Below are 26,318 nucleotides of genomic sequence, written 5' to 3' on the forward strand. Positions count from 1 at the left end.
GCTCCCACAGGTCCTCCGGCGCCATCCGCTCGACAAGCGCAGCAGTCATCGCCCCAGACTGCCGCAAGATCACACCAACTGAAATGGCCTCTAAGCGGCGGGACGGGAGGAAGCTCGTGTTGGCCCTGTCGAGGACTGGCAAAGATCCCTTCTCACCGGAGGACTCGTCATGGCCCCTCGCTCAATCACGCAAGAAAAACTGAGGACTGCTAGTGGCACCTTCCGAAAGCGGCAAGACCGACATCGCCTACGTCACCTCCGACGGGTTCGACCCCGATCTGGACGCAACAGCGCACAGTTTGGAGCAGGCCGGGCTGACCTGGCGGTCGGTACGGTGGAAGCACCCGGACGTGCCCTGGGCATCGTTCCGCGCAGCGGTCGTGCACAGCACGTGGGACTACGCGGAATGCCGCGGCGAATTTCTCGCCTCGATGCGGCGCGCAGCTGCCGGCTGTGAACTCATCAACCCGCTGGACATCCTTGAATGGAATTCTGAGAAAACGTACCTGCGTGATCTGGCGCAGGCCGGCTGCGACGTGGTGCCCACGCTCTGGGTGGACCCGCATCTGTGCAACAGCCACACCGCCCTGGCTGAGGCCATCCCGCAGGACTGGACCGAACTCGTGGTCAAGCCCACGGTCGGGGCAGGCGGGAGCGGTGCGATGCGCACCCGGAACCGGCACAAGGCGTCCGCCTACGCAGTCAGCGGCGGACCCATGCTGGTGCAGCCCTATCTGGAGTCGGTGGACACCGAGGGCGAGTTGTCGCTGGTGTATCTCAACGGCGAGTTCAGTCACGCTGTACGCCGCGGCCCCTACCTTCCTGAGGAGACCCTGCGCGACGGACTCGTGATGCCCGAGTCTGCCGACGACGGCTGGCAGGTCACTGCCTGTCCTGTGGATGAGGAGTGCCGGGCGGTTGCGGAGCGGGTCATCGCGTCGATTCCGGCGCCGGCGCCGTTGGTGTACGCGCGGGTCGACCTGCTCTACGGTGGCGAGGGTCGGATGCGGGTGGCGGAACTCGAAGTGACGGAACCGTTCCTCTTTCTCGGCTATGCCGAAGGCGCCGCCGACCGGCTCGCCGCCGCGCTGCGCGCCCGGCTCACCTGACGGCCTCGCTGGCACTCCTCCCGCGCCAACCGCGTTCACCTGCACAAGCGCTGCATCAAAGCGGTCGTCAGAACACGGATATCGTGACAATCGCCATCGGTGGCAACGACTCCCTGTTCAGGGACGTGTTGATGGAATGCGTCCTTATAGCTGGACCGATGCTCCGTCAGAACACCGAGATCGAGACACAGAACGCGGACACGGGCGAGAAGCGGGGTCCGCTCAAGGACTTCATGCCCGGCTGGATCACCAATGAGGTCAAGCCGCGGATCGTCAAGGTTTTCAACCAGAACAAGCAACGTGCGCCGCAGGCCAAGATCTACCTCGTGGGCTACCCGCCGCTCCTGTCCGGGAACGGCCAGTGCATCACGGGTGTAGGAACCGAGGATCGGGACCGAGGAGGCGCCGTGGCTGAACGACGATATCGCTCCGAAGCCGAACCAGGAGATGAAGGCTTCGCGATGTCGGTCGGAGCCACCTTCGTCAACTCCGCGCCGGACTTCCAGGGCAAGGCGATGTGCGGTGACCCCGAATCGACCCGCGGTATCGTCACCTCCGGCCGGTCTGAGGTGGACAACGATGCGCCCCCGCCGTCGATGAAGTCGTGCCACCCGAAAGTCTCCGGTGCTCGGCTCTACACCAGACGCTTTGGAGTGCGACCTGTAGTGGCTGAAGGACATACGCCCCCTGTGGCCACCGTCCGCACACACCGACGGGTCCCAACGCACCCGCGTTGGGGCCCACCGGCCCGCGAAGAGCAAGGATTCCCGCCATGCCGTACATACGACATGCCAAAGGCGCCCTCACCGTCGCCGCCGCCACCGCGGCCTGCCACACCCTGATGTCCGTCGGTTACACCTGGGCCCGCGACAGTAGAGCCACAGACGAGCACACAATGTTCTCCGGCGCCTTCGAGTTCCTGCTCACCACAACCGCTGCCTGGACTCTCATGCCCCTCCTGCTGTGGGCAGGCATGCGGATAATGGGTGAGACCGGCAACGCCGCGCTCGTGCTCGTCGGCGGGCTGGTCTGGGCGGGGCTCTCCGGGTACTACATCGATGACATCGACTTCCCGGGCGGGCACATACCGGTCATGGCCCTCGCCGCGTACGTCCTTCTCGGGACGGCGCTGGCTGGGGTCGGTCCGGTCCGCCGCAGTTGAGGCCGGTCGTGTCCGCGCTCTGGGAGATCGTTCGCGGGACAACCCTCAAGGGTCCACCCCCTGAGGTTGGCCGCCAGTGCCTGACCTGCGCTGGTGGGAGATCCACTACAACCCCCACGGCGTCCGCCGGATCTGGGTCGGCCTGCCCGACGGCCAGCTGACCCAAATCCCGTGGATCGACCGCGACGACTTCCATTCGCTGATGGTGGCGGTGAGCTGTTCCCGAGCTGTACAAGCTGCAGCAGGATGATCCCGTTGCCTCTCCCGAGCAGTAGGGACTCGATCGTGATCCGCGCCGGCCGTGCCCACCTGGTCCGTACGTTGGCCGACCTGGCCGCTGCTGCGGGCAAGACCCCGAATAGGTTGAGCAGCCAGAAGATGCACAAGCGGCCAGGGCATCCCGAGCCCATCAGCTCGCCGCGAGCACGGGTGCAGCCGTGGGACGGCGAGCAGGTAGACGCCTACGACGCCGGCCTGCCGATCCCGCCTCTGCCGGCGCAGGACAGCCCTGACGATCTGCTGGACCGCAACGAGGCCGCCGATCTGGCCGGCGTCGCGCCCCGTACGTGGGACCGTTACGCCAACCTGCCCGGCATGCGGCCGCGGCCCGCCCCCGTCCACGTTGCCGGTGTCGAGCACTGGCGCCGCGGCGAAATCCTGCGATGGCTCGCCGCCCGCCCCGGCCTCGGCTCCTCCCCCGGCCGGCCCGTAGGAAGCAGGGAAACCACGTCCCGCGCCGTCATCCCGGTACGCGCGGCCGAGTTCCTGGCACGCGAGCCGTCCATCACCGCAGCCCGCGTAGCCGCCGAACTCGGCGTCGCGCCCAGCACCGCGCAGCGCGCCCTGGCCCGAGCCCGCACAGCTGCGGTCAGCCGACTCCTCCGGGAGGACCCGGATTTGACAGCCGGCGATGTCCACGCCCGTCTCGGATACCCCCGGTGGGCTGCCGAGCGGGCCCTGGCCGCAGCCAGGACTACAGAAAAGGAAGGCGGCCGGTCCCCGAGGCCCCGTGAGGCCCCGGAAGAAGGGTTAGCAGCCCTCCGCTTGGTGACTGCGTACGTGCTCGTGTTGAGGGCGATGCTCGATGTGCCGTGATGGTCTGCTTCGAGCGCCGTCCGACGTACTCAAAGGCGGATGGCATCGGCGAGTTCGGCTCCCGGTGATCGGCGGTCGTCACCAGAAGATCGCGATCGCCTCCAGCGTCACCTCGCGGGTCTCCTCGCGCCAGCCGGTCATCTTGCCGAGGCAGCGGGCCGTGAAGGTGCCGTCCGGGATGGAGCGGCGTGCGTTCCCAGGGGCTACGACGCGCATGTAGACCGGGGGCTGTTCCTCGCCGTACTCGGCCCGCAGGACGAATCCCTCCGTCACGTCCGGCACGCGCGAGAACACGCCTTTGACCGAGACGAATTCGCCGATGCGGCTCAGGGTCACCGCACGGCCGTCGGCCAGGTTGTCGGCGAGGTTCCGGTTCGGGACGACCGTCAGCGTGGTCAGGTCGGCGTGGACGATGGCGTCGGCCCGGTCCAAGGCCTCCATGACCACGCCGATCACGTTGATCGGTTTGTCCTTGCGCACGAACTTGCGGAACGTCTCCTGGCTGACGTCCCTCTTCAACCGGAACCGGAACAGCCACGTCAGCAGCCGGTTCCAGAGGCCGACGCTCGTGTCGACCTTCGTCCGCAGTTCGACCGCCTCCTCCAGGGCGGACCGATAGTTGCCGAGTTCGTACAGGTCCATCACCGCCTGCTCGTCGAGATACAGGCAGATGCTGTACGCCGACTGCCAGCGCCGCAGGTGCCTGCGCCGCTCCCGGGCATGGCGCATCAGGATCACCGCGAGCGCCACCGCGCCGGCGGCCGTCACCAGCCAGACCGTCATCCACGGCCACCAAAGGCTCCACCACAGTGCGTCAGTGACAGCCATGGGTCTCCTTGAAAGCCTCGGAAAGGGGCGAGCCGGCGGCATTCACCATCCGTCCGCCCGTCCTCGCCGCCGCGCGCCGCAGTTCTCCTGCGTCGGCCTGGCCGAAGTGGACGGGGTAGGTGGGGATGGCGGCGCCCACGGCGGCGGGCAGTGCCTTGTGGCGGCGTACGAACTCGGCGTAGGACAGGTCGGCGTTGTTCTCGCCGTCCGTCATCAGGAGCAGAGGGACGGAGGGGTTGGGGTCAGCGGCCGGTTCAAAGGCGGCGGTGCGGTGGCCGTGGTCGGGGGCGCGGTTGAAGCGGGTGATCTTGCCGGAGGCGGAGGGGTCCGCGCCGCTGAGTCCGGCGAAGGCCTCGCGCAGGGCGGCCGTTCGGGCGCCGCGCATCGAGGCGGAGAAGTCGAGCAGGAAGACCACCTGGCTCGTGGTGCGGCGGTCGGGGTCGCCGTATTGCGCCAGCAGCGTTTCGACGACGGCCGGTTGGTCGGGGTAGAACAGCGCGTTGCCGATCGGTTCGCGCAGCCGCGCGTCCCGGGTGACCGTCGTATTCACCGGGCGGCGCAGGGTGTGTCGCATGATCTGCCGCTGCACCGAGTCGCGCCGCAGCCACTGCGTGACCTTGTCGTACGCGGCGCGGTGGACCGGGTTCAGCAGGAGCAGCGGGAAGTCCGCCAGGACCATGCCGTCCTCGGGGCGGACGACCTCCAGGCGGTTGTCGAGGCGGCCGGAGGCGTTGAGGGCGAGCAGATCGGACTCGTAGGTGATGAGGGCGTTGGCCTCGTCCTGGTGGTCGACGTAGGTGTCGACGAGGGCGGGGCCGGTGTCGGCGGTGAGGGCCTGGCCGGAGCGGAAGCCGCGCAGCCGGTCGCACGAGACGTCCTCGGGGCGCAGCGCGGCTCCGGTGCCGGCCGCGGCGGTGGCGACGCCGACGAGGGCGGCGAGCCCGCTGCCGGCGTGCCGGGGGTCGGCCATGCCGAAGCGGACGGTGCCGGTGGCGGCAGCGTCGGCGATGTGGGCCCAGGTGAGCCGGGAGCCGGGCATTCGGGCGCGAAGCTCGCGTGCCACATCCGGCTTCAGGCCGATGACGACGGGGGACGTCATGGTGGCCGTGCGCTGCAGTCCTCGGATCACGTTTCTGTCGGTGAGTCGCAGGTAGCGGTCGGAGGACAGCCACGCGAGGTCGTACCGGTCGCGGTCCGGGGTCTTCGTCTCGGCGTCGGTCCGGTGGCTCAGGCGCAGGTCGACGCCGGTCTCGTCCTTCAACTCGCCCAGCAGCGGGCTCAATACGGCGAGGTCGGGGCTGGTGAGGACGCGCAGCCGGACCGTGTCGTCGCCCGCGTCGCCCGAGCAGGCGGTGAGGAAGGTGGCGACGAGCGCCAGGCAGAGCGCCAGCAGGCCCGCGCCGCGCCTCACGGGCTGCCCGTCCGGTCCGGGCAGTCGCCGACGATTTCGATCATCTTCTCCAGCAGGAGCAGGTTGGGCAGGACCGCGCGGGTGTCGTCGGAGGAGGTGGTGGGCACCGGGATCTGCCGCTCGGTGAGGAACCGGGTGAGCTCGTCGCTGCTCACACCGCTGCCGGCGCCGCGGACCCGGAAGCCCAGCTCCATGGCGCGGTGCTGGAGTTCGGGGTCTTCGCTGACCAGTGCGCCGAGCCGCGCGCCGTCGTCGGTCAGCGCGACGAGTTGGGGTTCGGTGACGAAGCGCGTGGACGGGTAGAGCAGGACGCGCTCGTTGTCGGTCTCGCCCTTTTGTGCCTTGTGCCGTAGCTGGTGGGCGAGGAACTGGTGCTCGTAGATCACCGAGATCGGGGCGATGCCCGGCCCGTCGGGGGACAGATACGTGTCGGCCCGTTCGGAGGACGGCAGGCCTTGTTCGACGAGGAGCGGCTTGATCTTGCGGGCGAGTTGCTCGGCCTCGGCCTCGCTGTCCGGTGCGTCCTTCCCGTGCTCGACGAAGGCCACGAGCCCGAGGTAGGTGCCGGCGGAGTTGGCCTCGCAGATGTCCGAGGTCTGGGCGAGGATCTTGTTGCCATTGCTGACGTGGTTCTTGTCGTCGATCTCGTCCCAGCGGTAGCCGTCCTCTGGATCACGCTGGACGCCCTTCCTCTTGCCGCGCGCGAGGTCGAGGAACTTCCGCATGTCGAGGGTGTAGTACTTCGGCGGGGCGCCCGAGCCCGGCAGGCGCTTCGCGACGCCTTCCGCCGCGAGCACCTCGGCGTAGTCCCGGTAGGTGGCGAGCACGATGGGGCTGACGAACGGGCGGTACAGCAGCACCGGACGGTTCGCCCGGGCGCGCTCCCGGCTGATCAGGTCGGCGGCCGGCTGGCCGGAGGGGAAGACGACGTCGTATCCGTCGTAGTCCTGCTTGGCGATCTCGCGCGAGCCCATGCTCGTGATGTGCACGCGAAAGCCGTGCTTCATGAGCAGCCGCTCAACCTCGGGGTCCTGGAAAAAGTCCCTCTTGGAGGCCATCTTGGCCTCAATGGTGACCACCGTCCGCACCGGCAGCAGCAGGTTCCCGGAGGCCACGAGCAGGACCAGCCCGATGACCGGGACGGGCAGCGCCGCTGCCAGCGCTCTGCGCAGGTGGCGACGCGGGGGCCTGGTCACGGTTAATCGCGGCTCTTCGGTGGCGCGGCTGTTGGCGGGCACCTGCGTCCTCCCCCGTGACACCTGCGTTCTCCCGTGTGGCCGGGCCAGGATCGTCGGTGATGGCGGTACGCCCGAAAGCCCCTGCCCGGAACGTCGGTCAAATGTAGCGGAAAGCGCGCGGTGAAGGCCGGTGGAGCGGGAAACCGAGGGGAGCCGACGCCCATCAGATCACGTTGCGCGGTCACCGCCACCGAGGTCACTGCCACGAGGAAGATCGGGGCCAACTACCTGACCGGGGGCGGCGATTGGGGAACGGGGCGGGTGGCGGCCGTGCTCGCCTACCTGATTGCGTGCAGCAGAGTCAGAGCATGGTGGTCGTCGCGCGGTGAAGGCGTGGATCGCGCCCGGGATCGAGCTGCGATCAGCTTGGCGGTGGCGGGTGGTCGTCGGCGAGAGCGGCCTGATGGTGGAGGCCGGCGGCGGGCGCTCGCCTGTACCGCCCGCCAGGACTCTGCCAGACCGTCGTCATTGTTTCCGACGACGGCTTCCAGCTCCGCGGCCGCGGTCGGGCCCCCGGGCACCGATATCGGGCGATCACCAAGCCGGTCCGTCGGGGACGGAGTCCAGGGTGGGGTAGCTGGACAGGACCTGGTCCGTGCCGGTCAGTGCCAGCATGTGGCGTACACGTTCGCTGGGTGCGATGAGCGCCAGGCGGGCGCCGGTGTTCCTGGTCGTTCGGTAGGCCGCGATCAGGCAGGTGAGCCCGGTGGAGTCCAGGAATACGACACCGGACAGGTCCACCAGCACCGTGTGGCCGGCGGTGAGCAGCAGTGGCTGCAGGGTGCCGGCCAGTTGTGGAGCGGTTTGCAGGTCCAGGGCACCGACGGCCGTTACGAGGGAGCGGTCGGCGTCCAGGGAGCGGGCGTGCACCTGCAAGGTGTCCTGCCGGTCGGAGGAGGCGGGCCGCCGGTCGGCGCTCATCAGCGTTCCTTTCGACGTGGGTCGGGGGTCACGGGGTCAGCTCCTGTTGGTGGCCGCCGCGCCATTCGGTGAGCAGGACGGTGGCGTCGTCGTCCAGCTTGTCGTCGTGGTGTTCCATGACGGCGGCCATCAACCGGCGCAGGGTCTCGTGCAGGGTGTGCCGGCCGGAGTGGTGACGGCGGATGAAGTCGACGAAGCGGTCCCGGCCGAACTCTTTCCCGTCGGCGTCGCGGGCCTCGATGACGCCGTCGGTGTACAGCAGCAGGCGGTCGCCGGGTTCGAGCTGTTCGGTGGCCTCGGTGACCGGCAGGCCGAGGTCGGCGCCCATGGGGCCGGCCGGGGGGCAGGACAGTTCGGTGGTCCAGCGGTTGCCGCGGATCAGGATCGGCAGGTGGTGGCCGCGGTTGATCCACGTCAGCCTGCCGCTCTCCATGTCCAGATCGGCCAGGATGCCGGTGGCGTAGCGGCTGGTGCTGAACTGCTCGATCAGGGTGTGTTCCACCTGGTGGCTGGTCTCGGTCAGCGAGGCGCCCTGGCGGCGGGCGTTGCGGCAGGCGGCCACGGCGACATTGGCGGTGATGCCGGCGGTGGTGTCGTGCCCCATGGCGTCGAAGACGCCCAGGTGGAGGGTGCTGCCGGCCACCGCGTAGTCGAAGGCGTCTCCGCCGACCTGGTAGGCGGGCTCCATCACCGCTCCGACGGTGGCGCCGTGCCCGGCGTAGGCGGGCGGCGGGGTGAGGTTCCACTGCATCTCCGCGGCCACGTTCATCGGCTCGGTGCGCACCAGGCGCGCGTGGGAGTCGCTGAAGGAACGCTTGCTCAACAGCAGCAGGGCCGTCATGGACGCCAGATCGCGCAAGGCCTGCCGGACGGGTTGATCGTCGGTGTCGGTGTCGGCCCGCAGCACACCCAGCCGCTCCACGCCGTCGGTGATCACCACCCACCATCGCCGCCCGTCCGCACGTTCACCCGCCCCGTCCTGTGCGGATTCGGCAAGCAGTTCCACGCGCTGAAAGGCCTGGCCGGGCAGACTGCCCGACACGGTGAATTCCTCCCCGCCTTCCCCGGCGCCCGTTCCCTTGCCGGTGAGCTGGCGCAGCACGGTGTCGCGGACGTCCGCCACGAAGACCGCCACGTCACGCATGCCCGCCGCGGCGGCGTGCTCGGCGATCATCCCCGGGAGCTGCTCGAGCGTGGCCGTATGGCTGGCCTGCATCAGCCGCACCAGCGACGCGCTGCTCTCAGTCACCCCCGTGGTCCCTTCGCCGGGCAGACACGGTGGTGCACGCCATGGGCAGATGTGCCACGTCGGGACTCCTTCATGGCCGCTCAGGTGATACCGGTCCTCAGGCACCGCACGGGTACCGGAGTACCCGTTCCCAGGCAGTACAGACTGCGCGGTAGCGGCCGGACCTCCGACGTCGCCGGCCCGCCGCCAGGGCCCAAGGGGGCCGGGCCCATCGTGATCACCGCGGCTGCGGCAGGGCGGGCGGGCCGGGAGCGGACGGCGCTGCGGCGGTCGGGAACAAGCCAGCTGCCATCGGCGTCGCTTGCTGCCCGGCTCCGCTGCCGCTGGGCGAAGGCATGCTGTTCGGTGCCGTCCCCGAGGCCGTGTACGAGGAGAGTGCCGTCCCCGACGCCGTGGATGAAGAGAAGGAGAGGGGGCTCGGCGCCGGAGACGCGCTGTTGATGTGAACGGACGGCCTGATCGAACTCCGTGACCGGCCCGTGGAGGAGTCGCTGACCCATCTGCCGACCACCGCGCGCACGGCCCTCACCACCCTCGACCAGCGGCTGGACCGCCTGCTGACCTACAGCGAGTCGGACACGGACGACGACACGTGCATCGTGGGCATCCGGGTGGGACGACCGCCGGGTGGAGACGGGACGCGCCGCGGCCGGTCAGCCGTCGGTGCGCACCGCCGCGTCGAGCAGCGGCCCGAGTGCGCGGGCCACGGTCGTCAGGGGACGGACGTTCCGTTCGGCCCGGGCGAGGAGGATCGCCCCCTCCAAGGAGCTGATCATGAGTGTGGCGAGCTCCCCCGCCCGTTCCTCGGGCACGCCCGTCTCTACCAGGGCCCGGACGACCGCCGCCGTCCAGGCGGCGAACGCGGCGGAGGCAGCCTCCCGGGTCGAGGGGGCCGACTCGGCGCAGTCCACGGTGGCGGCCGCCACCGGGCAGCCACCGGCGAAGCCGGCGGCCTCGTACTCGTCGGTCCACTGCCGCACCATCGCGGCGAACAGCCCGCTCGGGGTCGGCTCCGGCAGCGCGGCCAGGTACCGCGCGACACGGCCCGCCGCGTAGCGGCCCGCCCAGCCGACGGCCTCGTCGACCAGCTGGGTCTTGCCGCCGGGGAAGTAGTGCTGGAGCGATCCGCGCGGCGCGGCGGCCTCGGCGGCGACCTCGCGCATGCCCGTGGAGGCGACTCCCTCGCGCCGGATCAGCTGGGCCGCGCTGAACACCATCCGCTCGCGCGGCCCCCGCTCGGGCACCGCCATTGTCGACCTCCGCCGCCGTGTCCGTCCGCTTCGACGCCACCCTATGACCGGCGTCATACTGCGGCTACTATGACCGCTGTCATAGCGGAGGGCGGCAGGGGCGGCTCGGCCCGCGCGCGGGCCGGAGGAGGCGGTGCATCGTGGACGTCGGTTTCATCGGTTTGGGGGTCATGGGGCAGCCCATGGCGCTCAACCTCGCCCGTGCGGGGACGCGTCTCGTGGTGTGGAACCGCACCGCGGACCGGTGCGCACCGGTGCGGGCCGCCGGCGCCGAGGTCGCCGCGAGCGCGGCCGAGGTCCTGGAGCGGTCCGGCACGGTGTTCCTCATGCTGGCCGACGAGGCCGCCGTCGACGCGGTGCTGGGGCGGGGCGGCCCGGACTTCGCCGCGCGCGTCGCCGGTCGCATGCTCGTCCACATGGGCACGACCTCGGCGGCGTACTCGTGCGGTCTCCAGGACGACGTCCGCGCCGCGGGCGGGCGGTACGTCGAGGCCCCGGTGTCGGGGTCGCGTGTCCCCGCGGAGCGGGGCGAACTGGTGGGGATGCTGGCGGGTGACGACGACGCCGTGGCGGCCGTACGGCCCCTGCTCGCCCCGGTGTGCCGGGAGACGTTCGGGTGCGGGGCGGTCCCGGGCGCGCTGCTGATGAAGTTCTCGGTGAACCTGTTCCTGATCACCCTGGTGGCGGGGCTCGCCGAGGCGTTCCACTTCGCGGGCCGGCACGGGGTCGACCAGCGGCTCCTGCGGGACGTCCTGGACGCCGGGCCGATGTCCAGTGCCGTCTCCCGGGTCAAGGCGCCGAAGCTGCTGGAGCGCGACTTCACTGTCCAGGCGGCCGCCGCGGACGTCCTCAAGAACAACCGCCTGATCGCCGAGGCCGCCCGCGCGGCGGACCTGGCGTCCCCGCTCCTCGACGTGTGCCACACCCTCTACGAGGAAACGGTCGCGCAGGGTCACGGCGCCGAGGACATGGTGGCGGTCCTGCATGCCCTGGAGGCCCGGACGGCCTCGGTCCCCGTCACGCCGCGCCCGTAGACGGGTCGCAGGATCCGGGGCAGCCGCCCGGTGAAATCGCCGTGGTCACCGCGCCGCCCGGGTGACGGGGACGTTCGTCCGCCCGGTCAGGGGGCCCCGGCCCGGGCGGCGGCGGGAGTGTCGTCCGGACGACCTGCTGCGGGCGTGGATCCACGGGCGGTGAGTTGCTGTGTCGCGTGCCCGCCCGAGCGCTGCGACCACAGCCACTCCGCGTACTTGGCGGACCGGTCGTTCAGTCAGGCGTGCCGTCGGTCCGCGATGGTCACGCTGTTGCCGAACCGCTGGTGCGCCAGCTCGTGGGCCACCGGCCGTCCAAGCCCCGTGCCATTCGTCCTGCTTCACCCCGACCAACGCCCCTGGGCCAACCCGACCGAGGCGCACTTCGGTCCGCTGCGGCAGTTCACCCTGGCCGACTCCAACCATCCGAACCACACCGTCCAGACCCGTGCACTGCACGCCTGCGTGCGCTGGCGCAACGCCAGCACCCGCCCTCCCGACGTGCTGGCCGCCCAGCGCAAGGAGCGTGCCCGCATCCGCGGCGAGAAAGGCATCCGCCAGGGCGGACGCCCCCTCCTCAACGCCGCATGACAGGACGGGCCGCGAGCAGGCACAACCGACAGGAACTCTCCCCTTGAGAAAGCCGATCAGCAGACCGGTAACGGCCGATGGCCGCTCCAGGCCGGGAAGGTGACCTGCCCATGGCAGTTCGACGTGATCGGCGTTCGCGAGCAGATGGCGCAGTCGGGCAGCGATCTGTCGGAAGTCCGCCACATCATGCGCGCCCGACAGGACAAGGCAGGGCGCAAGGATTGCCGCCAGATCAACCACGGCCTCGACCGGCTCGAACTCCTCAGCGGCGGCCAGCTGCAGCTCGAAGGCGTGCCGCTGCATCTGGCGTACCGCCTCGCGGGCGGTCTCGTCGGCGTCCGGGCCGAGCCAGGTCTCGACCATCAGTTCCGTCGCGCCGACGATGTCCCCCGCCCTGATCAGCGCTTCCTCGCGCTCTTCGAGCGCACTCAGTTCGGCAGAAGGTTCATGACCGGGCAGGGCGGAACAGATCAACCCCATGGCGCTCACCCGATCCGGCCAGCGCGCGGCGATCTCCAAGGCGACCTGCCCGCCGTACGAGGACCCCACCAGTGCCGCCTGCGCGATGCCCAGACCGTTCAGGAAAGCCAGCACATCCTCGGCGTCGCTGTGAGGCCGGTCAGGCGCCGGAGTCTCACCGAAGCCCCGAAGATCACAGCGCACCAGCCGGTAACCGGCGTCCATCAAAGCCGGCCACTGGGCATCCCACATCCGCCGGTCACCCACCCCGGAATGCAACAGCACCAGCACCGGACCGTCTCCGGCCACACCATGAGCGAGCGTCATCCGGCACACCCTACGCAGCGGCTGCTCGAAACACCTCCCGATCAGCACCGCCACTTCCCCACCCATCAGCCCGGCGAACCATGCCGGTCACAGCACTAAGGGCTGTCCCGTAACTGGGGGATTCCGACAGGAGAATGCCTGCGGCGGTCAGCCGAAGAGGAGTTCAACGCCCCTGTCCAAGCAGTACTTCATGACGGTGACCAGTTGGCGGGTGTCGTCGACGCGTCGTTGGAGAACGGGATCGCTGTCCTCATGGTGGTGCTGATCGATGATCGCCTCCAGTCTGGGCAGCATGGCTGCGCATTGAGCGGTCGTGAGAGAGCCGACATCGTCTGGATGGTCAAGCAGCGGTGCCAGCGTGATGGAGACTGCTCCACGCACGGTCTCCACCGAACCCATGCATCTCAGCAAGGGCGAACCCCTCTGCGCTGGCCAGCCACTCCCTGAACATGTGGAAGCCGGTGTAGGACCAGGAGACGTCAGGGCTGGCCACGTCGCCGTCTCCGGGGAAGAGCATGAGCCCCATCCTGTCCTCCTTACGTGCCTGGCGCCCAGGATCAGTCGCAGGGAGAGATGTCGGCAACGGAAATGATCTGCCGCATGGCTGGTGTGATCACGGCGTCAGAGCCCTCCTGGACAGTCCCGTTCACCGGGCTGAGTTCGCGTCAGTTCAGCAAGCTGGTCACCGCGCTGCGACGTAAAGGCGCCGACCCGCTCCGCAAGGGTCGGCCCTGGAGCCTGCCCTTGGAAGACGGCTGCGCCCGGTGGCGGCCTGAACCTCGCGCCTGCTGGTGTTGTAGCCGTCGAGGAAGGAGCCGTCGTAGGCGGTACATGCCTCGGCACCCGTGGTCAACCGCATGGAAGGGCTGCGCAGCCTTCATGTGATGTCACTTGATGTCACTCCTGCAGCACTGCCGGAACGCCAGCCCGCGGGCGGCACGCGGCTCCCGGCTTCTTGCGGCACTGGGCCTCTACGCCCGCGAGCCATCGTCGTTCGGCGTCCGCCAGCGGCCCCCTGTCCACGCACCGGTGGCTGCCCGTACCGGTCCTGGGAGCGGACCCCCGCCGGGTTCCTCCTGGGTGTGATCGTGGCAGACGTCGCCCGTGAGTCACCTGGTGAGGACCGGTTTCCCGCCTCCGCCCGCGGAACCCACTCGCGGGCGGGCCGGAGGGCATGTCCGTGCGGCTCGTGCGACAGAAGACGCGGGCGTATAGAGGTGAGTTTCTGACACATAGGGAGTCTTCCGGTCGGCGCCTAGCGTGGAGGAGGGAGGACGCCGCGTGTCTGCCCATGTGCAGGCAGTGTCCGCGACCGTCCTCACCGATCCGGGAGCGCTCTCGCATGTCTTCGTGCTACTCCGTCCGGCTGGACGATGCCAGGATCACCCGTGTCGTCGCGTGCTGGGGCGCCCGCCGCTCCGGCGTCGGAGACCGTGGTGGAGGCGCACGAGCAGATGGGGCGCGGTCCGGCGGCGAGAGCGCCGTGTTCGTCGGCGCCCCGTATGCAGCGCCTGGGCTCCTGATCAGCCATCAAGGCAGGGGCGCCCTTCGGCGAGGCTGAGCCCGTCCCGGCACCACGTCTGTCCGTTCCGTCCTTTCTCCAGCAACCACCCGTTCCGGGCAAGGAACCCATGTCCCCACACTCACCGGCCACCACCGTCACCGTCTCCGCGGGCACCCTTCGAGGCGTCCGGCGCGGCGGCGTCCACGTCTTCCGCGGCATCCCCTACGCGGCACCGCTCACCGGGGCTGCTCGTTTCGAGGCACCCGCGCCGCCCGCACGGTGGGAAGGCGTGCGGGACGCGAGTGTCCTTGGCCCCACCGCGCCCGCACCGCCGCCCGGCAGCCGCGTCCGCGGTATCGACCTGTCCGCCCTGTCCGGCCCCGGTCGGCGGCACGGCGACGAGTATCTGACCGTCAGCGTGTGGACACCCGACCCCGGAGCACGCGGCCTGCCGGTGATGCTCTTCCTGCACGGCGGCGGCTTCACCACCGGGACCGGTGACGCTCCGATGTACGACGGGACCGCGTTCGCCCGCGACGGCGTCGTCCTGGTGACCTGCAACTACCGCCTCGGCGCCCCCGGTTGGCTCCTGCTGCCGGACGCACCGGCCAACCGGGGCATGCTCGATGTGATCGCGGCCCTCTCCTGGATCCAGGAGAACATCGCCTCGCTCGGCGGCGACCCGGACAACGTGACCCTCTACGGCCAGTCGGCCGGCGCGACGATCACGGCGTCCCTGCTCGCGGCCCCGGCCGCCAAGGGCCTGTTCCGCCGTGCCGTCGTCCAGAGCGGCACCGGGGAGGGCTCGTTCACCGCCGAACAGGCCCAGCGCATCACCCGGGCCCTCGCCGCCGAACTGGGCGTGCCCGCCGAGGCCGCGGCCTTCGCCGGGATCACGGACGAACGTCTGGTCGAGGGCGTCACCCGCGTCGCCGGACTCGACCTGACCACCGCCGACGGGCAGCCGGACCCGCTGCTGGGCCTGACCCCCTTCGCGCCCGTGCTGGACCCGGCGACGCTGGAACGCCAGCCCTCCGACGCGGTGGCCGCCGGCGCCGGCGCGGGCGTGGACCTGCTCATCGGGAACACGACGGAGGAAGCCGCCCTGTACCTGGCGCCTTCCGGTGCGCTCGGAGCCACCACGGAGGACGACCTGCTCGCGCTGGCTTCCCGCGTCTCCCCCTCCGGTCCCGACCGGCTGCTGGCCGCGTACCGCGAGGAGCGCCCCGGCACCACACCCGCGGACCTGCGCACGGCGATCATGGGCGATCACCTCTTCGGCAACGGCAGCCGCAGCCTCGCCCGTGCCCATGCCACGGCCTCGGGGCCATCGGGCGCCCGTACCTTCCGCTACGAGTTCGGATGGCGCTCGGGCGCCTTCGGGGACACGCTCGGCGCCTGCCACACGCTGGACCTGCCGTTCGTCTTCGACCGTCTGGACCTGCCGTCACTGCACGGCCCGCACAACCTGCTGGGCCCCGGCCCCGTCCCCCGCGAACTGGCGCGAGAGATGCACACGGCATGGGTTCGCTTCGCGTCCACCGGCGACTCCGGGATTCCGACGGACCGGCAATGCCCCGAAGACCTCGCGGGTACGGCGTCGGTGCCCGCTTCCGCGCTGGGCGGCCCGTTGCGCATGACCCGCCTGTACGAGTCCCCGTGAGTACCCACACCAGGAGTCGTCCCCTTCTCCATGTCGTCCACGTTCTCCATGTCCTCCACGTCTTCGATGTCTCCCCGCCCTCCCCTTCCGGGAAGGCCCCCGCGGAGGCGCCGGGCGAGCCGACTCTCCTTGCCCCGCTGTCCCCCGCCGTCCGCAAGGGACGATCCTCCCGCTCTCCGGCCACGTCGCCCTCGGCGCCGACGGCACCGTCCAGGGCCGGACGGTGGCCGAGCGGACCTCCTTCGTCCTGGGGCAGATCGCCGGTCCACTTCGCAGCAGAGCCTCACCCTCCTGACGCGACGGGGTGCTGCCGACAGCACGGTCACGACGCCGCCCGAACAACTCATCGACCGGCGCGCCGCCGTCGCAGAACCGCTCCAGGGGGGCGTAGGGGGGTTCGTACTCGGCAGGCGTGTAGATCCCGCCCGTGAATCCCGCCCGTGACGGCCGAGGTGACGCCCACCTCGACGTGGCCGTCGGCGGTTTCCCTGCGCACCCTGCAAGAGGGCGGAAACTCGCCTTCACCGCTCACCATGACAACCAGGTGGTCGAAAGCGCAGACATCAGCCGTCGGGCGCCGGTCCGGAGCGGCACGTCACGGACATCGATTCGCCGCACCGGCCCCAGTTCCACGCCTTGTCCTCACCGCCGACGGTGATCCGGAAAATCGTCATTGACAGCCTAGAGAATGAGTGATTGACTACTCACATGACCGACACAAGGCGTCGACTCTCCACCGTTGCGGAGCGCAGGGAACGGCCGCACACCCCGGCGTCCGACGTCGCGGTCTGCCGCCGACCCCGGGATCCGGCGGCGGCAACGGCCGCCCTCTTTTTCGAAGTGGGAAGTGAGTGATGAACCACTCTAAGATACCCGGCAACCCAGTCAGATCCTCACCCCCACACCCCCTCCCCAGCCCCAGCCCCAGCCAACAAGGAGCAGCCATGCAAGCCACCGAAATCGTCCTCCCCGCCGTCGGAGAGCCGGAGACCCTCGAAATCCGCGTCCGGGAACTTCCCGCACCCGGTCCGGGCCAGGCCCTGGTCCGGGTCGAGGCCAGCGGCGTCAGCTTCGCCGAGCAGCAGATGCGGCGCGGCAAGTACTACGACATGCCGGCCTTTCCTTTCGTCCCGGGCTACGACCTGGTCGGTGTGATCGAGGAACTGGGACCCTCCGAGGCGAACGGGGACAGCGGCCTGGCGGTCGGCCGGCGGGTCGCCGCGCTCACCAAGACCGGCGGCTGGGCGGATCGCGTCCTGCTCGACACGGCCGACTTGGTGCCGGTCCCCGACACGGTGAGTGCGGCGGAGGCCGAGACGCTGGTGACCAACGGCGCGACGGCCTGGCGCATGCTCCACCGCACGGCGAAGGCCCGCGCGGGTGACACCGTCGTGGTGCACGGAGCCAACGGGGGCGTCGGCAGCGTGCTGACGCAGCTCGCCCGTGCCGGCGGCATCCGCGTCATCGGCACGGCCTCGGCCCGCAACCAGCAGGCCGTCGCCGCGCTGGGCGCTCACCCCGTCGACTACCGCGACGACGTGCCCGCCCGCGTCCGCGAACTGGCCCCTGAGGGGGTCGCGGCGGTCTTCGACCATGTCGGCGGCAAGGGCATCGAGGACTCCTGGCGCTTGCTCGCCCCGGGCGGCACCCTCGTCTCCTACGGCAGCGCCGCCACCCGTGACCAGTCGGGCAACGGGACGATCACCGTGCTCAGGCTCGTCGCCCGGCTGGCGCTGTGGAACGCCCTGCCCAACGGGCGCAACGCCCACTTCTTCAACCTCTGGGCCGGCAAGGCACGGCACCGGCAGAAGTTCCGTGACGAGTTGCGCGAGGATCTCACCCAGGTCTTCGGCCTGCTGCGGGACGGCACGATCCAGGCGAGCATCGACCGGGTCTTCCCGCTGCGGGAGGCCGCCGCGGCACTGCGGCATGCCGAGTCCGGCACCGTCGTCGGCAAGGTCGTGATCACCCCGGACGCCGCTTCGGCCCTGTAGCGGTCACGGCTCACCTGACCGGTGCGCGGTCCGAAGAGATCCCTCCTCGGCATGGTTCCGCCGGCGACACCGCAGACGAGTGACCACAGTCGAGCGTTCGAACAGAAGCTCACATGCTTCGGCGCTTCCCGCCACTTCTCCCCTTTCCCCTCCCCTCGCCCCACTCCTGGAGGTCACCATGTCCAGCACCACGCAAGTTCCCGCTGCGTCCGGAACTCTGCCGGTCCCCCGCCACCCGGTCCTGAACAACCGGGCTTCCTACCTGAGTTTCGGCCTCGCTTGGCTCGTCGGGCACGGTGCGAGCGCCCTCGCGTACGGCGACGATCCGCTCGTCGGCATGCCGTCCGCGGTACCGAATCTGCTGCTGACCGTCGGCCTGCTCGGGGCGGTCGCCGTCACCAGCGCCGTCACCGCCAAGGCGCAACGCGGGGTGCGGGGCCGGCAGGCGGTGATCGGGAACCTGCTGGCCGGCTCATGGGTGATCGGATTCGGCGCGTTGTTCCTCATCATCACCGCACTGAGCGAGGCGTTGGACAAGCACGAGGTGCACACCCTCATGTGGCCCACCGCCTCAGGGCTCGTCGTCGGGCTTCTCTATCTCGCGTCCGGCGCCGTCTACCGTGACGCACTCCAGTACACCCTCGGCAGCTGGCTCGCGCTGGCCTCCTCCGCCGCCCTGTTCCTCGACGGCGCGAATTTGTACTGGGCCCTGGCACTGGCCGGAGGCGGCGCCTACCTGGTCGCCGCCTCGCGGGAGGCCCGCCGCTACCAGGCCGCCCTGCGCCAGGCCTGAGACGCGGATCGGCCGGGGCAGCGCGAGAGACCCGCGCGAGCCGGCCCCACCGCCGGCACCGGCCGGTTGCCCGCCACGACGCACAGCGTCACCCTGCCCCGCTTGACACCGTTCGCGGAGGCGAAGTGATTGATTGATCACACTATGAGGAACGACGATGCAGACTCAGGCCCGCGCCACACACCCGTCCGGCTCCATCACCCAGCAGCCCTCCGCTCCTTCCGTCCGGCCCGGTGCCGTTCTGGCCGTCCTGGCGTCGGCGCAGTTCGTCGTCCTGCTGAGCACCTCGATCGTCAACGTCGCCCTGCCGCAGATCCGCGACGGCGTCGGACTGTCCGACTCCGGCACCACATGGGTGGTCAACGCCTACGGCCTGGCCTTCGGAGCGCTGCTGCTGGCGGGCGGCAGCCTCAGCGACCTGCTGGGGCGTCGGCGCGTCCTGCTCGGCGGACTGGGCCTGTTCACCGGGGCGTCCGTCGCCGCCGGGCTGGCGACGACCTCGGAGGTGCTGATCGCGGCCCGGGCCGCACAGGGTGTCGGAGCCGCCGCCATCGCCCCGGCGGCACTCGCCCTGGTGCTGGGTGTCTTCCCGTCCGGCCCCGGGCGAGGGCGGGTCCTCGGGGTGTGGGGCATCGTCACGGGCGCCGGAGGCGCCGCAGGAGTCCTGCTCGGCGGTGTACTCGCCGAGGTCGCGGGCTGGTCCTGGATCTTCCACGCCTGTGCCCTCGGGGCGGCCCTGGTCCTCGCGGGCACCGCGGCCGTGGTGCCCGCGCTCCGGCGCCCCGGCACGGCGGCGCGCCGGTTCGACCACCTCGGCACCGCCGCCGTCACGCTCGGCCTGACCGCACTCGTCTGGGCACTGACCCTGGCCCGCGACGAGGGCTGGAGCAGTCCGCAGGTCCTCGTCCCCCTCGCCCTGGCCGCGCTCCTGCTGGCAGCGTTCGTGCCGATCGAACGGCGCCAGAAGCATCCGCTGGTGCCACCGCGCCTGTTCACGGCGGGACAGGTCACCACCGGCAACATCCTGATGGCATTGCTGGGGTCCGTGTGGATCGCCCTGTTCTTCTTCCTCCCGCTGTACCAGCAGCATGTGCTCGGCACCGGACCGCTCGCCACTGGCCTGGCCCAACTTCCGCTGGCCGCTGCCAACATGGTGGGCTCGTTGCTGGCCCCCGGCCTCGCCCGTCGTTTCGGCCCGGTGCGCACCCTGACGGCGGCACTGCTCGTCGAGGCCGGCGGCATGGGGTGGCTGTCACGCATCTCGACCGACAGCAGTTACGAGTCGGCGGTCCTGGGCCCCAGCATCGCCATCGGTCTCGGCCTGAGCGTCGCCTTCGTCCAGCTGACGTCGCTCGCCGTCACCGGGGTACGGCCGGTGGACGCAGGGCTGGCGGGCGGCCTGGTGAACACCACCCGGCAGATCGGCGGCGCCGTGGGACTGGCGGCTCTGAGCACCCTCGCCGCCTCCGTCACCGCGGCCTCCCCCGGTCATCACACCCACCTCCAGGCCCTGACCGCCGGCTACCGCAGCGCGTTCGAGGTCTCCGCCCTGATCCTGCTGGTCGCCACCGCCCTCGTACCCGTCCTCGCCCGCCGCAGCGGCACGTCCCGCCGACGGCGGTAGCCACCGCACCCGCACCTCGCGCACCCCGCAGATCACCCACCGCACACCTCATCCGCAACAACTCCGAAAGGCCCTTCCCATGAGCGTCGCCAAGCCCTACTTGACCGGTCACTACGCCCCCGTCGCCGACGAGATCACCGCGACCGACCTGACCGTCGAGGGCGCCCTGCCGCCCGAACTGTCCGGCCGTCTGATCCGCAACAGCCACAACCCCAAGCCCGGCATCACCCCCACCCACTGGTTCAAGGGCAGCGGCATGGTGCACGGCGTCCGGCTGCGCGACGGCCGCGCCGAGTGGTATCGCAACCGCTGGGTCCACACCCCCGCCCTGGACGGCGCCCCCTACATGACCGAGCACGGCCCCGACCTCACCGCCAGCACCGCCGGCACCCACGTCATCGAGCACGGTGGCCGGCTGCTGGCCCTGTCGGAGGCGGCGCTGCCCTTCGAGCTGACGGCCGATCTGGAGACCGTCGGGGCCTACGACTTCGGCGGCAGACTCACCTCCGCCATGACCGCGCACCCCAAGGAGGACCCGGCCACCGGCGAACTGCACTTCTTCGCCTCCTCCCCCTTCCCGCCGTACCTGATCCACCACGTCGCCTCCGCCGACGGCCAGGTGCTGGACAGCCAGGAAGTACCCGGCGCGAGCGCCGCACTCAAACACGACTTCGCCATCACCGAGCACTACGTGGTCTTCCTCGAAGGCTCGGTCACCTTCGACCCCGCCGAACACTCCGGCATCCCGTACGGCTGGAGCGACGCACAGGCCTCACGGATCGGCGTCATGCCGCGCGGAGCGGGCGGCGCCCGGCGGATCCGCTGGTTCGAGATCGGCCAGGGCTACGGCATGCACTTCGCCAACGCCTACGAGGACGCCCACGGGCACATCGTCGTCGAGGGCCCCACGGTGGGCCGCGAGGGCTGGCAGCGTTCCTGGAACTGGTGGGTCGGCGCACCGGACCGCGGCGCCGAACCCAACTCCGGCTCCCGCAGCCGCCGCTGGACCGTCGACCTGGTGGTCGGGGCCGTCAAGGAGCAGCAGACCGACGACCTCACGGTCGAGTTCCCCACCATCAACGACAACGTCACCGGCCGAGAACACCGCTACCAGTACGCGCTCTCCTTCCCCGACGACCTCGGCATCGGCAACCACACCCTGGTGAAGTACGACCGCACCACCGGCACCCGCCAACTCCTGCCCTTCGGCACCGGCCAACTGCCCAGCGAGGCGGTCTTCGTCCAGGCGGAGGGCACCACCGGCGAGGACGAGGGATACCTCCTGACCGTCGTCAGCGACCTCAACACCGACGCCTCCAGGCTGCTCGTCCTCGACGCCTCCGACCTCACCGTGCCCCCGGTCGCCACGATCCACCTCCCCCGCCGGGTGCCCGCGATGATCCACGGCTCGTGGATCGCCGACTCCGAGCTCGGCTGAGCACCGCAACGCCCCGCTCGTTCCCGACCAACCCCTTGGAGGACCCCATGTCCGAGCAGTACGACGAGTCGCGCGCGCCGCAGGAGGCGCAGCGACCGCACGGTCCCGCCGTCGATCCCGAGCTGGTCTCCCTCACCGAGCCCGATCCCCTCGGGCCCATGTCCGAGGGGCTCGCGGCCGATCTGCACGAGCTGGACGCGCGGGGAAGCACGCCGGCCAGGAAGAGGAAGTCCCGCAAGCGCGCCACTGAGGCGGCCGTCTACGGTGGCCTGGGCGTAGCCGTCCTGGTCGAGCCCTGGCTGCTGCTGCTCGTCGTCCCGGCGCTGCTGCTGGTGCTGCGCGACTGACGGCCGCAGCGCACCGTGATTGATGCGGAGGGCCCCGGCGATTCAGTTCGCCGGGGCCCTCCGCCTGTCCGTGCGGCTCGTCCGGGGCCTTGGGACTGCTTGATCGCCTCGGTCTCGCAGCGCGGACGATCTTTTGAGTTCGGGGCGCCGCCTTGTCGTCCTCGGTGGTCAGGCCGCGATCAGCGTGCTGGCAGCGCCGCTCCGGGGCGTTGGCGGGACCGGCCGGACCGCCGCGCGTGGCTCGCCAATGCCTCGTGGACCGGGTCGGAACGGCGCCCCGGCGTGCCAGCCCTGCCGTGCGGCATTCCGACACGCTCACGGAGGTTCTTCCGGCATGGTTGCCGGGATCCGTCCGCGGGCCGACGACCGTCGTCGGCCGGCGCCGCGCCCCGACGCCTCCCGTCCGCGGGACGCCCCTGCCGGTCCGGTCGGCCTCGGCGTCCCGGACCTCCTCGTCGGCCAGGGCGGACCGGCTGCCAGCCGCGTGCCTGGTCCAGGCCGCGCTGGGGACCTCACCGCACAGAAGCGCAAGATCGTGCGGGAGCCGTGCTGCGACCGCCGCAGCGTGGCCTCGCCGTCCGAGTTCCTCGGCATCCCGGCCGGCACGGTCGAGGCTCGGGCCTACGATGCGCTGCGGGCCCTGCAACCGGCTCTGGCCGCCCGCGGTGTCCTCGCCCCGGACGCCGTCGGGGCCGGCGACGCCCCGTCGCAGGCCCTCGGCGCGGGATCAGGGTCAGCGTGACTGGAGCGCGTCCAGGGCTACGGCCTGCGCGATGGCGAGTCGGCGGTCGAGGTCGGGAGAGGCGATGTGGACGACGTAGCGGTCGCGCAGCCCGAACTTCTTGTCGACGGACATCACCGGACTGTCGCCGTCGGCGGTGAAGTCGAAGTGGTACGGCCACGCGAACGGCAGTGCGTCGACGAGGGGGAGCACGTCCCACGCCCGCCGCAGTACGGCCACCGCCTGGCTGCGTTCCCTGCCGGTCAACTCCATCCCGTCCCCCTGCCGCATCAGCCAGGTCGAGCGCACCAGGGAAGCGGCGAACTTCTTCTGGAAGAAGCCGATCGTCCCGCCCGCTGCGTCCGTCACGTCGTAACCGGACTTCAGGTCCAGCACGTTCCGGGCCCTGAAGCCGAACAGGACCTGCTTCTTCGTCTCGTCGGTGTAGAAGGTCACCTGTTCCTTGAGCGCCATGCGCTTTTGCTGGGCGAAGGCGACCACCTCCCCGTCGGATCCGTCCGGCCCGGCCTCGGTCACCACGTAACGGTTGACCATGAAGGCGATCTCCTGCTTCACGTGGAAACGTGTGTGCCGTTGAAGGCGTGCGTCGTCCATATTTTCCCTTCTGCCCTCCACCCGGCCCTACGAACGGCCGGTCCGAACGGTTCACCCTCTGTCTCCACCAGGTTCTGGGCACCGGCCACGCCGCCGGGCCCGGACGGGTGATGCCGCAGGCCGGAGCCGGGCCTGAGCCCTTGATCGGCGCCGGTCCGGTCGGCCGCGTTCACCAGCGTCCGTGCCCAGCGCGCCCGCTGCAGGGATCAAGGGGGAACCCCCCGGCCCGTAGATCAGGCCGTGCGGGGAACGCGAGAACCTGGCCATCCTGATGTTGACCGCCCGCTCCACCGAGGGGGACCTCCTCACCGGCCTGGAGTCGCGCACCGACGACTAGCTCACCCCAGCACGGCCCGCTCGGCGGACGGCCGGCAGCACCGTCCGCTCTCCGCTGTCCGACCGACAGGTGGATCAGCGGCCGAAGGGGGCCCACTCCTTGATGGAGAAGTGGCTCCCGTTCCGCTCGACCTCGGCGGCGCCGGTGCCGGGAAAGTGGGCCGGGAGGACCAGCGCGTTGTTGTCGGCCGCCCATTCCAGCACCCGTCGGCGCGTCGCACTCGCCTGCCCGGGGTCCTCGTCGAAGCAGGTGTGCAGGTCGGGATCGAGGATCTGCACGGGACTGTGCATCATGTCGCCGACGAACACGGCACGGTCGGTCCCGGACTCCAGCGTGAGCACCGCGGAGCCGGGGGTGTGCCCGGCCTGGAGGTCGAGGCGGAGGTTCTCGTCGATGACGTAACTGTCCTCCCAGAGCACCGCCTGGCCGGCTTGGTGCACCGGGGCCACGCTGTCCTCGAACATGTTCTGATTGCCGAGATGGGCGGGCAGACCGAAAGCGACGGCCTTGCGGTCCGTGCCGTTGACGGGATTCCAGAACTCGAAGTCCGTCTTGTTGATCAGGTACTTGGCGTTGGGGAACGTCGGCACCCACTCCCGGCCGGCCAGGACGGTGTTCCAGCCAACGTGGTCGGCGTGGACGTGCGTGTTGATGACGTAGTCCACGTCCTCGGGCCGCACGCCGGCCCGCGCCAGGTCGTCGAGGAATCCGGTGCTCAGCCGGCTGAAGACGGGCAGGTACGGCCGCTCCTTGTCGTTGCCCGCGCCGGTGTCGACGAGGATCGTCCTGCCCCCGCTGCGGACCACCCAGGTCTGCATGTGCGCCCGGTAGAGCCCCGACTCCGGGTCCCAGAAGTCCGGGGCCAGCCAGGACCGGTTCTCCTCCCACAACTGCGGTGTACTGCCGGGCACGATGTCCAGCGCGGGAGCGATGTCACCCTCCCACTCGACGACTCGGGTGACACTCACGTCGCCCAGTGTGACGCTGCTTTGCATGGTGGCCTCCAGAGGAATCACGCGGTGGGTTCTGCCTCGCCTGCTGCCAAGCTAGGGCCGCCGCAAGGCCGTTCCTATGCGTCATGAGCGCCGATCTATACGCGGGAGTCTCTGTGAGGGACCGGTCCGCGACGGCGGCACCGACCCCTGTCCCACCGCTCGCTCGACCGCACCACCGCCCGACGGCACCACCGCGCACGGGGTGACCCGCTGCGGAATCCTCAGGATCACGCCGCTGATCCATGTCATGGACGGCGACGACGTCGTCATCGTGGCCTCGAAGAGCGACACCCCGGCATCCCGCGTGGCTCCGCAATCTCCTGGCACACCCGGTCACCGTCGTACAGAGAGGCGCGCGGCGGCACGTCGTACGCACCCGGGTGGCCGGTCCGCAGGAGCGTGATCGGCTCTGGCCCCTGGCCGCCGCGGCGTTCCGGCACTTCGAGACCTGCCGCCATCGCGCGGGCCGGGTGACCCCCGTCGTCGTCCTGGAACCCCACGGGCAGCCTGGGTGACCGGCCGCCCGTCCCACGCCCGTGCGCCGCATCAGCGGGTTGGCGATCAGTCGATCGGAGAAGCAAGACTCTGAGTCGGACTTTCCCTGTAATCCATACTCGTGCGTGCCCATCACGTCAGTTACAGTTCCGGCCATGGATGTCCTGAGTGACGTGATCACGATGATGCGCACCGGTCGGCCGATCACTGCTCGGGCTCTGAAGTCGGGAACCTGGAGCGAGTGCCACGGGCCTTTTCCCGGCGCGGGCTTCCATGTCGTCCTGCGCGGCAGCTGCTGGCTGGTTCCGGTCGACGGCGCGCCCGTGGCCCTCACCGCCGGAGACGTCGTCCTCCTGCCTCGCGGGTCGAAGCACTACTTGACCTCCGTTCCCGCCCTGCCCGCCAAGGCGCTGCCCGGCGGGACGGAGACGCAGGCGGTGGCGGAGGACGGCCCGGTGGACCTGCTGTGCGGCGCCTACCGTCTCGACCAGGAGCGGACGCACCCGCTCCTGACCGAGATGCCCGATGTCGTGCACCTGCCCGCCTCGGGGGGAAGCCGCCCCTCCCTGCGCGCCGCCATCGACCTTCTCGGGAGCGACCTCAGGGAGCCCTCGCCGGGCAGCAGCGCGGCGCTGACGTCGCTGCTCGATCTCCTGCTCATCTACATCATCCGCGCGTACACCGCGGACGGGGCCGCCGGGCCCAGGCGGCGTGGCTGGCCGGCCGCGCTGGAGGACCCCGCGATCGCCGCCGTACTGCACAGCATGCATCAGGATCCGGCCAAGGCCTGGACCGTGCAGGAGCTTGGCGCGCGGGTCGGCCTGTCGCGCGCCGCCTTCGCCCGCCGCTTCAGTGCGATCGTCGGGCAGCCGCCCCTGGCCTACCTGACGTGGTGGCGACTGGCCACCGCCGCCCGGATGTTGCGGGAGACCGACGCTCCTCTCGCGTCCATCGCCACGCGCGTCGGCTATTCGTCCCAGTTCGCCTTCGCCAACGCGTTCAAGCGCGAATTCGGTCAGGCGGCAGGCGGCTACCGCAAACGCTGGCGTGAAGAGCAGCAGGCGATGAAGGCCCCCGCCGTGGCCGGTTGACCCACCCGTGCGCCGTGCCCGTCCCGGACG

At 70.5% G+C, this 26,318-nt stretch carries 24 protein-coding genes and 5 pseudogenes; 17 read left to right on the plus strand and 12 right to left on the minus strand.

The window, feature by feature from the left end; genetic code table 11:
- Positions 1-212: 212 nt before the first annotated feature.
- On the plus strand, positions 213-1,109 hold the full coding sequence (locus AB0M97_RS16050; RefSeq protein ID WP_365961475.1) for a hypothetical protein: 897 nt from the start codon (positions 213-215) through the stop codon (positions 1,107-1,109).
- A gap of 35 nt (positions 1,110-1,144) precedes the next feature.
- Here AB0M97_RS16050 and AB0M97_RS16055 read toward each other — a convergent pair whose 3' ends face one another.
- On the minus strand, positions 1,145-1,720 hold the full coding sequence (locus AB0M97_RS16055; protein ID WP_365961476.1) for a hypothetical protein: 576 nt from the start codon (positions 1,718-1,720) through the stop codon (positions 1,145-1,147).
- A gap of 161 nt (positions 1,721-1,881) precedes the next feature.
- Between AB0M97_RS16055 and AB0M97_RS16060 the strand changes: the two genes are divergently transcribed.
- The 3 genes from AB0M97_RS16060 to AB0M97_RS16070 all read left to right on the plus strand — a co-directional run bounded on the left by AB0M97_RS16060 (position 1,882) and on the right by AB0M97_RS16070 (position 3,366).
- Positions 1,882-2,271, plus strand: coding sequence for a hypothetical protein (locus AB0M97_RS16060; protein ID WP_365961477.1), 390 nt, complete (start codon positions 1,882-1,884; stop codon positions 2,269-2,271).
- A 76-nt stretch (positions 2,272-2,347) separates the two neighbouring features.
- Positions 2,348-2,521 (plus strand): hypothetical protein, encoded by a 174-nt coding sequence (locus AB0M97_RS16065; RefSeq protein WP_365961478.1) that lies wholly within the window; start codon positions 2,348-2,350, stop codon positions 2,519-2,521.
- A gap of 35 nt (positions 2,522-2,556) precedes the next feature.
- Complete coding sequence (locus AB0M97_RS16070) at positions 2,557-3,366, plus strand: hypothetical protein (protein ID WP_365961479.1); 810 nt, start codon at positions 2,557-2,559, stop codon at positions 3,364-3,366.
- Positions 3,367-3,444: 78 nt separating this feature from the next.
- Here the strand turns inward: AB0M97_RS16070 and AB0M97_RS16075 are convergent, their stop codons facing one another.
- From AB0M97_RS16075 to AB0M97_RS16095, 5 genes are all read right to left on the minus strand, one after another.
- Positions 3,445-4,194: a hypothetical protein gene (locus tag AB0M97_RS16075; RefSeq protein WP_365961480.1), complete on the minus strand. Its 750-nt coding sequence runs from the start codon at positions 4,192-4,194 to the stop codon at positions 3,445-3,447.
- Positions 4,181-5,605, minus strand: a complete 1,425-nt coding sequence (locus AB0M97_RS16080; protein ID WP_365961481.1) for a substrate-binding domain-containing protein — start codon at positions 5,603-5,605, stop codon at positions 4,181-4,183. The genes AB0M97_RS16075 and AB0M97_RS16080 overlap by 14 nt, the downstream gene beginning before the upstream one ends.
- Entirely contained in the window at positions 5,602-6,801 is a 1,200-nt protein-coding gene (locus AB0M97_RS16085) for a hypothetical protein (RefSeq protein ID WP_365961482.1), read from the minus strand. Before AB0M97_RS16085 ends, AB0M97_RS16080 begins: the two co-directional genes overlap by 4 nt.
- A 576-nt stretch (positions 6,802-7,377) precedes the next feature.
- Positions 7,378-7,764: an STAS domain-containing protein gene (locus AB0M97_RS16090; RefSeq protein WP_365961483.1), complete on the minus strand. Its 387-nt coding sequence runs from the start codon at positions 7,762-7,764 to the stop codon at positions 7,378-7,380.
- Between the two features lie 28 nt (positions 7,765-7,792).
- On the minus strand, positions 7,793-9,013 hold the full coding sequence (locus AB0M97_RS16095) for a PP2C family protein-serine/threonine phosphatase (protein WP_365961484.1): 1,221 nt from the start codon (positions 9,011-9,013) through the stop codon (positions 7,793-7,795).
- Positions 9,014-9,324: 311 nt separating this feature from the next.
- On the opposite strand from AB0M97_RS16095, the pseudogene AB0M97_RS16100 reads away from it, so the two are divergent.
- A pseudogene (locus AB0M97_RS16100) lies at positions 9,325-9,627 on the plus strand (SpoIIE family protein phosphatase); the annotation flags it as partial.
- Between the two features lie 39 nt (positions 9,628-9,666).
- Here the strand turns inward: AB0M97_RS16100 and AB0M97_RS16105 are convergent.
- A complete protein-coding gene (locus AB0M97_RS16105) occupies positions 9,667-10,263 on the minus strand; it encodes a TetR/AcrR family transcriptional regulator (protein ID WP_365961485.1) in 597 nt (198 codons plus the stop codon).
- Positions 10,264-10,403: 140 nt separating this feature from the next.
- On the opposite strand from AB0M97_RS16105, the gene AB0M97_RS16110 reads away from it, so the two are divergent.
- Positions 10,404-11,297 carry an NAD(P)-dependent oxidoreductase gene (locus AB0M97_RS16110; RefSeq protein ID WP_365961486.1) on the plus strand — a complete coding sequence of 298 codons (894 nt, stop codon included), beginning with the start codon at positions 10,404-10,406 and terminating at the stop codon, positions 11,295-11,297.
- 155 nt (positions 11,298-11,452) lie between these two features.
- On the opposite strand, the pseudogene AB0M97_RS16115 reads toward AB0M97_RS16110, so the two are convergent.
- Positions 11,453-11,608: pseudogene (locus tag AB0M97_RS16115) on the minus strand (M1 family aminopeptidase); the annotation flags it as partial.
- Positions 11,609-11,654: 46 nt separating this feature from the next.
- Between AB0M97_RS16115 and AB0M97_RS16120 the strand changes: the two are divergent.
- Positions 11,655-11,885 (plus strand): annotated as a pseudogene (locus tag AB0M97_RS16120) (IS630 family transposase); the annotation flags it as partial.
- A gap of 81 nt (positions 11,886-11,966) precedes the next feature.
- Here AB0M97_RS16120 and AB0M97_RS16125 read toward each other — a convergent pair.
- Together AB0M97_RS16125 and AB0M97_RS16130 are read right to left on the minus strand one after the other, a co-directional pair.
- Positions 11,967-12,737, minus strand: a pseudogene (locus tag AB0M97_RS16125) (alpha/beta hydrolase); the annotation flags it as partial.
- A gap of 81 nt (positions 12,738-12,818) precedes the next feature.
- Entirely contained in the window at positions 12,819-13,070 is a 252-nt protein-coding gene (locus AB0M97_RS16130; protein ID WP_365961487.1) for a hypothetical protein, read from the minus strand.
- 201 nt (positions 13,071-13,271) lie between these two features.
- On the opposite strand from AB0M97_RS16130, the pseudogene AB0M97_RS16135 reads away from it, so the two are divergent.
- The 8 genes and pseudogenes from AB0M97_RS16135 to AB0M97_RS16170 all read left to right on the plus strand — a co-directional run.
- Positions 13,272-13,424 (plus strand): annotated as a pseudogene (locus AB0M97_RS16135) (IS5/IS1182 family transposase); the annotation flags it as partial.
- A gap of 878 nt (positions 13,425-14,302) precedes the next feature.
- The gene (locus AB0M97_RS16140; RefSeq protein ID WP_365961488.1) at positions 14,303-15,838 is read left to right on the plus strand and encodes a carboxylesterase family protein; all 1,536 of its coding nucleotides are present in this window, start codon (positions 14,303-14,305) and stop codon (positions 15,836-15,838) included.
- A gap of 944 nt (positions 15,839-16,782) precedes the next feature.
- Entirely contained in the window at positions 16,783-17,832 is a 1,050-nt protein-coding gene (locus tag AB0M97_RS16145) for a medium chain dehydrogenase/reductase family protein (protein ID WP_365961489.1), read from the plus strand.
- A 178-nt stretch (positions 17,833-18,010) separates the two neighbouring features.
- Positions 18,011-18,625 (plus strand): ABC transporter permease, encoded by a 615-nt coding sequence (locus AB0M97_RS16150; protein WP_365961490.1) that lies wholly within the window; start codon positions 18,011-18,013, stop codon positions 18,623-18,625.
- A gap of 157 nt (positions 18,626-18,782) precedes the next feature.
- Complete coding sequence (locus AB0M97_RS16155; RefSeq protein WP_365961491.1) at positions 18,783-20,249, plus strand: MFS transporter; 1,467 nt, start codon at positions 18,783-18,785, stop codon at positions 20,247-20,249.
- Positions 20,250-20,328: 79 nt separating this feature from the next.
- Positions 20,329-21,687, plus strand: a complete 1,359-nt coding sequence (locus tag AB0M97_RS16160) for a carotenoid oxygenase family protein (RefSeq protein WP_365961492.1) — start codon at positions 20,329-20,331, stop codon at positions 21,685-21,687.
- A 47-nt stretch (positions 21,688-21,734) separates the two neighbouring features.
- Positions 21,735-22,034, plus strand: a complete 300-nt coding sequence (locus AB0M97_RS16165; protein WP_365961493.1) for a hypothetical protein — start codon at positions 21,735-21,737, stop codon at positions 22,032-22,034.
- Between the two features lie 334 nt (positions 22,035-22,368).
- A complete protein-coding gene (locus AB0M97_RS16170) occupies positions 22,369-22,776 on the plus strand; it encodes a hypothetical protein (RefSeq protein WP_365961494.1) in 408 nt (135 codons plus the stop codon).
- Here AB0M97_RS16170 and AB0M97_RS16175 read toward each other — a convergent pair.
- Together AB0M97_RS16175 and AB0M97_RS16180 are read right to left on the minus strand one after the other, a co-directional pair.
- Positions 22,768-23,331: a hypothetical protein gene (locus AB0M97_RS16175; protein WP_365961495.1), complete on the minus strand. Its 564-nt coding sequence runs from the start codon at positions 23,329-23,331 to the stop codon at positions 22,768-22,770. The two genes, AB0M97_RS16170 and AB0M97_RS16175, sit on opposite strands and share 9 nt — an antisense overlap.
- Before the next feature lie 450 nt (positions 23,332-23,781).
- Positions 23,782-24,702, minus strand: a complete 921-nt coding sequence (locus AB0M97_RS16180; protein WP_365961496.1) for an MBL fold metallo-hydrolase — start codon at positions 24,700-24,702, stop codon at positions 23,782-23,784.
- 242 nt (positions 24,703-24,944) lie between these two features.
- Here AB0M97_RS16180 and AB0M97_RS16185 point away from each other — a divergent pair, with 242 nt between their 5' ends.
- Complete coding sequence (locus AB0M97_RS16185) at positions 24,945-25,217, plus strand: nitroreductase/quinone reductase family protein (protein ID WP_365961497.1); 273 nt, start codon at positions 24,945-24,947, stop codon at positions 25,215-25,217.
- 135 nt (positions 25,218-25,352) lie between these two features.
- On the plus strand, positions 25,353-26,288 hold the full coding sequence (locus AB0M97_RS16190) for an AraC family transcriptional regulator (protein WP_365961498.1): 936 nt from the start codon (positions 25,353-25,355) through the stop codon (positions 26,286-26,288).
- Positions 26,289-26,318: the final 30 nt, after the last annotated feature.

The sequence above is a fragment of the Streptomyces sp. NPDC051207 genome, from assembly GCF_040682395.1.
GTDB lineage: Bacteria > Actinomycetota > Actinomycetes > Streptomycetales > Streptomycetaceae > Streptomyces.